The 10,763-nt window shown below is 40.0% G+C and carries 11 protein-coding genes and 1 pseudogene; 5 read left to right on the top strand and 7 right to left on the bottom strand.

The window, feature by feature from the left end:
* The 5 genes and pseudogenes from FJR11_RS23690 to tnpA form a co-directional block, all read right to left on the bottom strand.
* A pseudogene (locus tag FJR11_RS23690) lies at positions 1-218 on the bottom strand (Fic family protein); the annotation flags it as partial.
* Positions 202-603 (bottom strand): hypothetical protein, encoded by a 402-nt coding sequence (locus tag FJR11_RS23695; RefSeq protein WP_254444836.1) that lies wholly within the window; start codon positions 601-603, stop codon positions 202-204. The pseudogene FJR11_RS23690 and the gene FJR11_RS23695, both read right to left, overlap by 17 nt.
* A complete protein-coding gene (locus FJR11_RS23700; protein ID WP_254444837.1) occupies positions 603-1,136 on the bottom strand; it encodes a Fic family protein in 534 nt (177 codons plus the stop codon). The genes FJR11_RS23695 and FJR11_RS23700 overlap by 1 nt, the downstream gene beginning before the upstream one ends.
* 259 nt (positions 1,137-1,395) lie before the next feature.
* The gene (locus FJR11_RS22905; RefSeq protein ID WP_254444838.1) at positions 1,396-1,599 is read right to left on the bottom strand and encodes a hypothetical protein; all 204 of its coding nucleotides are present in this window, start codon (positions 1,597-1,599) and stop codon (positions 1,396-1,398) included.
* Between the two features lie 103 nt (positions 1,600-1,702).
* Positions 1,703-2,110 (bottom strand): IS200/IS605 family transposase, encoded by a 408-nt coding sequence (gene tnpA, locus FJR11_RS22910; RefSeq protein WP_168507937.1) that lies wholly within the window; start codon positions 2,108-2,110, stop codon positions 1,703-1,705.
* Between the two features lie 84 nt (positions 2,111-2,194).
* Here tnpA and FJR11_RS22915 point away from each other — a divergent pair, with 84 nt between their 5' ends.
* Complete coding sequence (locus FJR11_RS22915; protein ID WP_174763179.1) at positions 2,195-3,520, top strand: RNA-guided endonuclease TnpB family protein; 1,326 nt, start codon at positions 2,195-2,197, stop codon at positions 3,518-3,520.
* 32 nt (positions 3,521-3,552) lie between these two features.
* Here FJR11_RS22915 and FJR11_RS22920 read toward each other — a convergent pair whose 3' ends face one another.
* The gene (locus FJR11_RS22920) at positions 3,553-4,284 is read right to left on the bottom strand and encodes a hypothetical protein (RefSeq protein ID WP_168507941.1); all 732 of its coding nucleotides are present in this window, start codon (positions 4,282-4,284) and stop codon (positions 3,553-3,555) included.
* A gap of 566 nt (positions 4,285-4,850) precedes the next feature.
* Here FJR11_RS22920 and FJR11_RS22925 point away from each other — a divergent pair.
* The 4 genes from FJR11_RS22925 (at position 4,851) to FJR11_RS22940 (ending at position 10,272) form a co-directional block, all read left to right on the top strand.
* A complete protein-coding gene (locus tag FJR11_RS22925) occupies positions 4,851-5,018 on the top strand; it encodes a copy number control protein (protein WP_168507943.1) in 168 nt (55 codons plus the stop codon).
* A gap of 182 nt (positions 5,019-5,200) precedes the next feature.
* Positions 5,201-5,395, top strand: coding sequence for a hypothetical protein (locus FJR11_RS22930; protein ID WP_168507945.1), 195 nt, complete (start codon positions 5,201-5,203; stop codon positions 5,393-5,395).
* On the top strand, positions 5,392-5,634 hold the full coding sequence (locus tag FJR11_RS22935; protein ID WP_168507947.1) for a hypothetical protein: 243 nt from the start codon (positions 5,392-5,394) through the stop codon (positions 5,632-5,634). Before FJR11_RS22930 ends, FJR11_RS22935 begins: the two co-directional genes overlap by 4 nt.
* A 405-nt stretch (positions 5,635-6,039) precedes the next feature.
* Complete coding sequence (locus FJR11_RS22940) at positions 6,040-10,272, top strand: DEAD/DEAH box helicase (RefSeq protein ID WP_168507951.1); 4,233 nt, start codon at positions 6,040-6,042, stop codon at positions 10,270-10,272.
* A gap of 82 nt (positions 10,273-10,354) precedes the next feature.
* On the opposite strand, the gene FJR11_RS22945 is transcribed toward FJR11_RS22940, so the two are convergent.
* Positions 10,355-10,763, bottom strand: a 409-nt coding sequence (locus tag FJR11_RS22945) for a zinc ribbon domain-containing protein (protein ID WP_168507949.1), incomplete at its 5' end; no start/stop codon positions are given.

Genomic DNA, 10,763 nt, shown 5'->3' on the forward strand with positions numbered 1-10,763 from the left:
GGGTTCCAATATTCCAACCCCGTGAGGATTACATCTTCCAACCACAACTTAAACCGCTCTGTTAAGTTATCATCTTCATCTGCATAAGAAAACTGAAATGGAGAATCAGTTAGTGTTTGAATATCACTAATGTTGCGCTCCCCATCTTCTGTATTATCTCTATGGTAGGCACAGGCTGAACATACTAGCAATCCCCGATATTCATGTCCTTTGAACATGAAAAGAAAACAAAATTGTCGTTGATATTCCTATATTAATAACCAACTGTATCCAGGCATGATAACTACGAAGATTAGCAAAATATCCTAACTGTTTAGCAGTTTCCACAATTTGGTAACGGTGGTAATATGAACGAGGATCACCAGCAGGCGCACTAATTATAAAAACATCTGCATCATCCACTATATTTTGTACAGATAGCTTGATTTCATTGGCAACATCTTGTGCGCGATTAGAGGCTATTTCAAATAACTTTGAAGCAAAATCTTCAACTTTTTGACTGCGCTCTGGAATAGATGCTGATTGATTTTGCTTGAGCTTTTCAGCAATGGAAGCAATAATAACCTGAGTCCGTCGTGCCTCTGACAACAACTTGCTAAACATTAACCAAGACTGCGGAGAAAAACTTGCTTTTGGCTCTTGGCAAACAAATTAATTAATTTTGATAAATCCCCCTGATCTGCCTGCTCTAAAGCGGCAATGTAATCTGCTCGGTCATCACGAGTCAGAACTAGAGGAAACCAACCAGCTTGAATAAAAACTAAACTGGCAATACATCGAGCAACTCGGCCATTTCCATCTTGAAATGGATGAATCTGTGTAAATCTATGATGCAACCAAGCCGATTCAACTTCAGGGGGAATTTGTTGATTTCGATGTTGATGATGCAATTCAATCAACCTATCCATTTCCGATGCTACTTGTTCTGGAGGGCAATATTCGTGAATAATACCATTTGGTCTGATAGGATTGTTCGGTTGACGCTTCCAGTCACCGCTAATCAGAGAAACACGAATAATTTCCCCTGTTGATGGAACTAAAGCCTCTGTATTATCTTGGTTTTGGGTGAGAACTTGATGTAGCTGTTTTATATAAGAGGTTGATAAATTCCTTTGTCCACCGACAAAATCAAACAATCCTTCAAGAGCAGTTTCTTGATCCCTGATTAAAGATACTACTTGTTTTACTGGACGATCTGTCGCTCCATGAGGAATTAGAGATTCGTTAATTCCTTGTTCAATTAAAAGGCGAGTTATTCCTCTAAGTAAGTAGACGAAAATAAATCAAAGTAGATTAAGTAATGTAAAAAATTTGGAGATGATTTCGTAGTGAGGGCTTCAGCCCTCAAATGAGGAATAAATTCCTCACTACAAACTTTGAATTATTCAAGCCGTTCTACTTATCTATATTGTATAACCGCTCAATAATTCCCGTTTCAATGGCTATTTCTCGGCGTAGTCTTTCCATAAAAACTTTAAATTCACCAGATGCACGCAGCCGCTCTGCCTGCTCATTCCAAACAGTAACCAAAGGACGTAACTCAGAACTAGCTAAATTTTGCCAATTTGATAATATATCTTCTATTGCTTGCCATATCATAAGTAATTACTATTTGAGGATTCTCTAACATTTTACCTCAAGTTTTCCAAGTTTTTATGCTCAAACTTGCAGCGAAGCGAAAATAACCATCTTTCTATTCTTTTTACTTCGTTGGTGCGTCTTGTTCCTTGATATATTGCTTTAGTTTTTCAATTGGCGCACCACCACTTGATGCCACATAATACGAGCTAGACCAGAAGACAGGTTTCCAATAAAATTTATCAATATGTTCTTTAAATTCTTTACGAATAATCCTGCTACTGGCAGATTTTAAACTAGATGTAAAATCAGAGATATTATTGTCCGGGTGGTAGTCTATCAACAAATGGACATGATCTTGTTCACCGGAAAACTCTACTAATATGCAGTTAGTCTTAATGCAGATATTTGCAAAAATCTCGTGCATTCTTTCCAGTATTGGAGCATTAATTATTTTCTTTCTGTATTTAGTCACAAATATAAAGTGCAGGTGAATAGAAAATACGGCGTGTGAGCCTTTACGAGCAAGCACTTGACAAACCCCCGTGTCTAATTTATATTAATAATATAACAGATTTTAAACAGAGGGTAAATATTTGCTGTGGCGATAAGACGGATGACTTTCCGGTTATATCCAAATCAGACAACTGAATCAAAATTGCGGTATCACCGAAAGTTACACAAAGACTTATTTAACGCCGCAGTCAATAATAGGTTTACCCAATATCAAAAGTTTAACCACAAGGTTGATTATTTTGAGCAACAGAATTGTTTGCCAGCGTTTAAAGAAGTTTGGGTAGAATACAAAGAGCTTCCTAGCCATGCTTTACAGGCAACTTTAAAGCGGGTTGATTTTGCTTTTGAACGCTGGTTTAAAGGACTGGGTAAACGCCCTAGATTCAAATCAATCAGGCACTATTCTGGGTGGACATACCCAGATTCTGCGGGGTTTAAAGTAGAATCTAATGGCGAGAATGGGTATCTGAATCTATCCAAAATTGGCAAGATTCAAATGCGTGGACAAGCCAAATATTGGGGAAAACCTACTACTTGCACTATTGTTTTTCGCAATGGCAAATGGTACGCCTCTATAACAGTTAATGTTTTAGAGCAAGCCCTAAAACCAAAAACTTTACCCATTGGTGCGGTAGGAATTGATTTAGGGTGTAAATCAGCATTATCAATTACCGACGGGGAAAATCATCAACAAATTGATGCCCCTAAGTTTTATAGAATTGCTGAACAGAAAATCAAAAAAGCTTCTAAGGAGAAGAGACGTAAACGCGCACCAAATAGAAACAAAAAAATCAAGGCTTCTAGAAGATATAAAAAAGCCCAAGCCAAAGTTAGTAAACTAGCTCGTAAAGTTGCTAACCAGCGTCAAAATTGGGTACATCAAGTTGCAGTAGAAATAATCAGCAGTAATAGCTTCATTGCAACGGAAAAACTAGAAGTAAAGAACATGACCAGTAAAGCAAAAAAAGGTAAGCGCAAAAAGCAAAAAGCTGGGTTAAATAAGTCAATCCTTGATGTAGGTTTTGGGATGCTTCGTAACACTATCAAATACAAAGTTGAGCAATTTGGCGGTGTATTTGTAGAAGTCCCCACCCGTCAAGTAAAACCCAGTCAAACTTGTCCGAAATGCGGAAATCAGCACAAGAAAACACTCGATAAACGAGAGCATGAGTGTGGTGTCTGTGGGTATGTTCAGGATAGGGATATTGCCGCTGCCGAGGTGATGCTTTATTGGGCAAAAGGTACTCTGCCGGGGCTAGGAACTAGCCTCGCAGACGCTGATCTTTCTAGCTCTACTTCACGTACCCGCAAACAAGCGGGAAGCATGAGGCAACTAGGGGAAAAGAAGCGTCAAAAATCTCAAAGTAACTCTGCCAATATCAAACTAGAGGATGCAGAAACCTCTAGTTCAAGCGAAGCTAACTAGAGGTAGTTCATGTCCTTGCTTTTGTTTTGAACTCATTTGTACGTAAATACACTCGTCTCACCTGTCCTGACTGATTTTTCTCCCCTTTGCAAAAAACTGGGATGCTCCCCACAAATCACCTTCTCTATTTCTGCGATTTCCTCTGCTTGTGGTAATTTTTCTTCCATCTGTGCGACTGATTCTTCTGATCCTGGTTGCCAATTCATATCCGGTTGCACTGGCTGTTGTCTCAGTAAATTCCTAATGAAAAAGGGCAACGGGAGACAGGAGGCTTTGAACCTGCTTTCAAATTCTGCACCTGCTTCCGCATCTTGCAAACAAATAATTAGCGATCGCTCACCTGTTTTCCCTCTCTTCCACTCCAATAATCGCTGCGGTGGCTTCTCTTTTTTCATGGACTTATTGATTTGCGTCATCTCCTGGCGGACTTCTGCTACTGTGAGACGTTCTGATTTAAGGCGTTCTAATATTGGTTGAAACTTATCGCAGCACAAAGCTTTGATTGTGTTGCAATCGAGCAAATCTAGATTGCTAGGTTCGATTTCGGCAATGAACTCGCCTACCTTAGCATAGGAGGTGGCCGTGGTTGGTGTCCACTCTAATGATTCTTGAATGGTCTTCAACTCAGTGCGCTTACACGTCAGTTTGGCAAAATAGACTGTTTGACACATCTGGATGAAGGCGCGAGTCATGTTTTGCGCTTGTTGCTGGATCTGGGAAAAAATTTCTTGATCAATTTGGTCTAGATCGGTTAATGTAGTCATAGATAACGACTGCTGCGAATGTGGTCAAAACAAAACGACTCGCCCCAAGTGGTGAGTGAGTTATTGAAATGCAACTCCCGGTTAACTTTCGACGGCTGACCGGGTTTTGCTATTGAAATTATTTTACACTAATTTGTTCAAATTGCGATTACTATGTTGCGCTATCTCTATTCTTTCAGTCCCGTCAGGGATACGAGTCCCATCAGGAATAGAGATAGCGCTCCATCACACTGCCGATAGCGTAGCGTAAGCCGTCATGCAATTGCATGAACCAGTCACAAGTAAAGGCAATAATGCGGCAACTGGCTACTACACAAATAGAATCGGCTTAAATTCCACATCATCACACCGGATTGATATTCTTAGGTCGGTCTAAAGACATTGAGCTTTCTTTATGCCTACCAGAAAACTTGTAAGGTTTTTGGTAGGCAATGGGGTTGTATAGGTCAGGTATGTCTGTTATCATAGACAATATATGTCATATATGTCAACCGATATATACGACATATAAATACAAAATGCCAAAAAGGAGGCAAAATAGGTTAAACAGCGTATCTATATCAGCTATGTCAGAAAACCTAGATGAAAAAATGGTTAGTTACCGCGTATTTCTACCGGAACAGTTAAGAACAGAATTCAAGGTGTGTTGCGCTAGAGACAATACAAATATGAGTGAGAAAACACGGGAACTTGTAGAGAAATACATTCAAGAACGTCAACAAAAGGCAAGCTAACCAACATTCACACAGTTGTGATAGCAACGCTAAGAAACATGGATGTAATCAGGTGTCAAACTTTATTTGAGGTTTCTTGTCCTATACCAAAACAATAACCGGGAATTATAAGTTATTTAATCCATGTTCCTAAGTCCGCAGGCATCCTCCAATCGCTAAAAACTGAACGTTGAAAAATCAGTATGAAAGATGATGATATTAAACGTTCCCAGGGGAAGTTTGACTATTTCAAAGAGACTAGAGATTGGTCATCAGCCGCAACTGAAGAACGTTGTCAAAAACTTGCCAGAAGTAAAGGCAAACGATTGGTCGAAATTATCGACACAGAAGATGAACCCCTGCCAATAATCTGTATTTTTGAGGACTACCCAGAATGAGTACCGTAGCTACCCAAGTCCCTATCACTACTATCGTTCCTATGCTTACCGCAATTAGCGATCGCAACTGGCAACAATTCAAAAACCTAGAAGTTAATTTTGTTAGTCAGTATGGAGTAGATGTATGGGAAGAAGTGTTTAATTTTCGTCTCAAACCAGCATTAGACAAAGATTCTGACCGGTGGCTGCTAATTCAAAAATGTAGCCAAGGCATCAAATCAGTAAAAACTGTGGCTTGATTTTTTGTAAGCATTCAGCTATCAGTGGTCAGCTAAAACCGGATTTTAGGGCTTTTGAATAGGGAAGACTGACATCAGTAATTAATATTCAGAATGCTTATCAATTCTTTCTCTTGCTGTTCGCGTAGCGTGCCGTTAGGCATTAGCTGACGGCTGAATGCTTACTATTTTTTAGATGGGGTGATTGCTGAGGTATTCTCCTTGATATCGCATCTTGCAGCCTACCACGAAAACTACAACCAGACCTTTACACTCGTAATTAGATTTAAGTCAGTTTAATGAGCCAAACTTTGAGAAAATCTAGCAATACATCTGATAACCTAAAAGGTAATATTCCAGCTAAAAGCTCTACAGCCTTGGCACATCTACACCAGATACCTAACAACGGTGTCAATTATTATTACCATGTCCGATTTTAACCCTAATTCTACCCAACTCCAAACACAACTCGCTAAAAAATACTTCGATTTATCCCCTGCTATCCAAAAGATTATCCAATTGTTTTCGGTAATTTATGCACCGATAGACAAAAATTCATTCCTCAGTTGTCTTTCGCAAACGGCTGCCTTAGACGAAAAGAATAGACCTTGGACTACTAATACCCTCAATTACCAAATTGAGAAATTGGTAATAGCAGGTTTGCTAGTCAAGGAAAGCAAATCAGGACCTGAATGTCATCCCTTACTCACAGAAATTGCTACTCGTCATGCTGTAGAAACTGGAAAGTTTGAGATACTAGTTAAAGCCGTAGAGGAAACATTACCAGTAAGTAATCACTGGAACAAAAATTCTCGGATGTTCCGCAGTCTCCGCCAGTGTATCAGAGAAATCCGCATTGGACTTTACCGCCAAGACCCTATTTTTATTAAAAAGCAAATTGAAGATTACCATAACCATAGTTATAGCGAAGAAAAAATAGTCATAGAAAATATCTTCAACCAGATATGTAATAACCCATTTGACGCAGATTGGTTTAACACCCTACCAAAAGAATTATATCAAAGTTGTATATCAAGTGTCCTCTTCAATTCAGCATTAAAATTATCTGACTGCGAAGATGCTTTTATGATGCTAGAAGAAGAATGTTATCAACCTGGAAAATATTCTTCAGATTCTTTGCATCTGATTTTGGCAGAACAATTCCTATTACGGGGTGAGACGGCAGAAGCAAAAGATTGTTTGGAACGGATATCAGAGGAATCTCAAAATAACGCCGCTATTTATTGGGGTTGGTTGAGTTTTGTGCGGGGTGAAAATGACCAAGCAATTAAATATTATACAGATGCCCTCAAAGCTATAAAAAAAGCTACAGGCAAACGCCAAATATATTTTAATACAATGGGCGGCTTATTTTTTATCCTCGCCCTATTAAAAGATGGTTCAGCAGAACGCCTCAAAGAAGCAGAAGAGTATGCCACATTAATGTCCCGTGAATCAGATCATTGGCTCACATTTGTTTATGCCAGACTGAAAATGGTATTGCAAGTTCAGCGAGGTGATATTACTCAAAAAGAACTTGTAGTAAGTGCCTATATTGCTTGTGTAGAAGAAGAAAATAGCTTACAAACATTGTTTTGTTCTCTGTGCCTTTATTGGATGGATGCTGAAAGTGCTAAAAAACGCTTACCTGACATACTAGAACCATTATATCGGCGATTCCTACGGAGCGCTTCGCTATCGCTCGCATCCTGTCATCACTGGCTGACAATGGAAACCGCTGAACTCCTCTCCCGACTCAAACCTAGTAGTAACTACAAAAAACAAGCAGCGGCACTACGAGAAGATAGCGGCATCCAAACCATAGTAGATGTAATCCAACCCCAAGAAGCTTGGGAAATGTGCCTCAATGCCCTAGCAAATCTCCAGAAACAACCACAAAACCCTGGCAAACCAGAGTCAGAAATGCGGTTAGCATGGTTCATTACCTTCTATCCCAGCAAATGTGTCTTGCAACCCAAGGAACAAAAAGTTAATGCCAAAGGAGAATGGAGTAAAGGTCGTGCCATAGCCCTTAAACGTCTTAGCAGCGGATTAGCGGATTTTGATTACGTCACACCCCAAGATATGCGGATCTGTGGTTGTATTCAGACATATAACGAGGGCTATTATGGCAAAGTTGACTATATGTTCAACGAAAAAGCCATCTTGGCGTTAATTGGACACCCAGTAGTTTTTTGGGAAGATACGCCCAATATCCGGGTAGAAATTGTCAAAGGAGAACCAGAACTACTGGTGAAAAAAGAAAAACAAGGTCGTCTCACCCTGGAATTTTCGCCCAAATTACCAGAATCACAGAATATTCTGCATATCAAAGAAACCCCAACTCGCATCAAAGTCATTGAAATTAAAGCTGAACACAGACGCATTGCCGAGATTATTGGTAAAGATAACAAACTAAACGTCCCAGCGATCGCCGAAAAGCAAGTTTTAGCAGCCATTAATGCCGTATCTGGTATCGTTACCGTCCATTCTGACATCGGTGGTGGACTAGAAAATGCCGAAGAAGTCCCCGCCCAAACCTTACCCCACATTCACCTCTTACCTGCCAATTCCGGCTTGAAAATCACCCTGTTATCCCGCCCCTTTACCCAAGGTGGCCCTTACTTCCGTCCCGGTGCAGGTGGTGAAACAGTCATTGCCGAAATTGAAGGTAAACGTCTGCAAACTAAACGTAATTTAGCAGAAGAAAAACAACTTGCTAAAGCCGCTATAGCCGCCTGTCCCACCTTAACGCGAATTGAAGAACAAGATGGTGAATGGGCAATAGAAGAAGCAGAAGACTGTTTAGAACTGCTGCTAGAACTGCAAACACTGGGAGACAGTGTAGTTATGGCTTGGCCAGAAGGGGAAAAACTGCGAGTTAGTCACAATGCAGACTTGAAAGACTTTAATTTATCAATTCAACGACAACAAGACTGGTTTGCAGCTACTGGTGAATTAAAATTAAATGATGACCTAGTGCTAGATATGCAGCAACTCCTAGCACTCTTGGAGAAAACCCCTAGCCGCTTTATTCCCCTGGGTGATGGTCAATTTCTAGCTTTAACCCAAGCATTTCGCAAGCGTCTCGACGAATTGCGGATGTTTTCCGAAAAACATGGCAAAGGGATGCGTTTTCACCCCTTGGCTACATTGGGGTTAGAAGACTTTGTAGATGAGGTAGGTAAACTAAAAGCAGATAAACATTGGAAGGAACATATCCAGAAACTCAAGGAAGTGCAAGACCTTAAACCAGAACTTCCGTCTACATTTCAAGCCGAATTACGGGACTATCAAATGGATGGTTTTTGTTGGTTAGCACGTTTAGCACATTGGGGTGTAGGTGCTTGTTTAGCCGACCAAATGGGACTGGGTAAAACCGTCCAAGCATTAGCAGTTATTCTTAGAAATGCCCATACAGGCCCAACTTTAATTATTGCCCCTACTTCCGTCTGTATGAATTGGGTGAGTGAAGCGCAAAAATTCGCTCCAACTCTGAATATTATGCAATTTTCTGGTGCTAACCGCCAAAAATTATTAGATGGTTTACAACCATTGGATATGTTGATATGTAGCTATGGGCTATTGCAGCAAGACGAAGTAGCTCAAATGCTCTCTCAATTGCAGTGGCAAACGATTGTATTGGATGAAGCCCAATCAATTAAAAATATGGCTACTAAACGTTCCCAAGCAGCTATGAACTTGAAAGCTAATTTCAAACTGCTGACAACTGGGACTCCCATTGAAAATCATTTGGGTGAGTTGTGGAATTTGTTCCGCTTTATTAATCCTGGTTTATTGGGTTCTTTTGAAAGCTTTAATCAACGCTTTGCAAATCCCATTGAGAGATATCAAGATAAACAAGCACGTAATAAACTGAAAAAACTAATTCAACCATTCTTATTACGACGCACAAAAAATCAGGTGTTGTCAGAATTACCTTCTCGCACGGAAATTCTGCTTCATGTGGAGTTAAGTAAAGAGGAAAAGGCATTTTATGAAGCGTTGCGTCGTCAAGCTATATCTAAACTAACTGAAAGTAATGCAGATGCAGGACAGAAACATTTGCAAGTGTTAGCAGAGATTATGAAACTGCGTCGCGCTTGCTGTAATCCTAGTTTGGTGATGCCTGATACTGAGTTATCTAGTTCTAAGTTGCAACTTTTTGGTGAGGTGTTGGGTGAACTTTTAGAAAATCGCCATAAGGCGTTGGTGTTCAGTCAGTTTGTTGACCATTTACATATCATCCGCAATTATCTAGATAAACAAAGTATTAAATATCAATATTTAGATGGTAGTACCCCAATGGCGGAACGGAAAAGAAGCGTGGATGCCTTTCAAGCTGGGGATGGGGATGTTTTTCTCATTAGTCTCAAAGCCGGGGGTACAGGACTGAATTTAACTGCTGCTGATTACGTGATCCATACAGACCCTTGGTGGAATCCGGCTGTGGAAGATCAAGCATCTGACCGCGCCCACCGGATTGGACAACAACGTCCGGTAACAATTTATCGCTTGGTAGCTAAGGATACTATTGAAGACAAGATTGTGGAATTACATCACCACAAGCGAGATTTAGCGGATAGTTTATTAGAAGGTACAGATATGAGTGGCAAGATATCAACGGAAGCATTATTGCAATTGATTCATGAAGGTTGATATTGTTATATATCTTTCTTTTTACGATCAATATAATCATTGATTAAAGCCTGGAACGCACTATAAATTGACACTCTCAGGTCTAAAGACACTGAGATTCTTTAATCAACGATATGACTTGCTCAGGCAGGATTTCTCCAGTCTGAATAGAGGACTTATCTCCTAAAGCGTTGCTCATGTCTAGCATGAAAGTTCCCGTATGCCCTACGGTACTCAATCCTCGACTCAGGATATTTCTAGCTGCATTCTCATCTCTATCCATCACACAACCGCATTGACAAATATGCGTTCTAGTGGATAGAGATTTTTTCACAATTTCACCACAGCTAGAGCATTCAAGGCTAGTATATTGCGGATTTACAGCCACCGTGACTTTCTTAAATACTTTCCCAAAGTATTCAAGCCAGATACGGAACTGATACCAGGATGCGTCATTTATTGACTTAGCTAAACAATGATTTTTCACCAGATTTTTAATTCTCAAATCTTCG

It is taken from the genome of Anabaena sp. UHCC 0187, from assembly GCF_009712035.1.
Lineage (GTDB): Bacteria > Cyanobacteriota > Cyanobacteriia > Cyanobacteriales > Nostocaceae > Dolichospermum.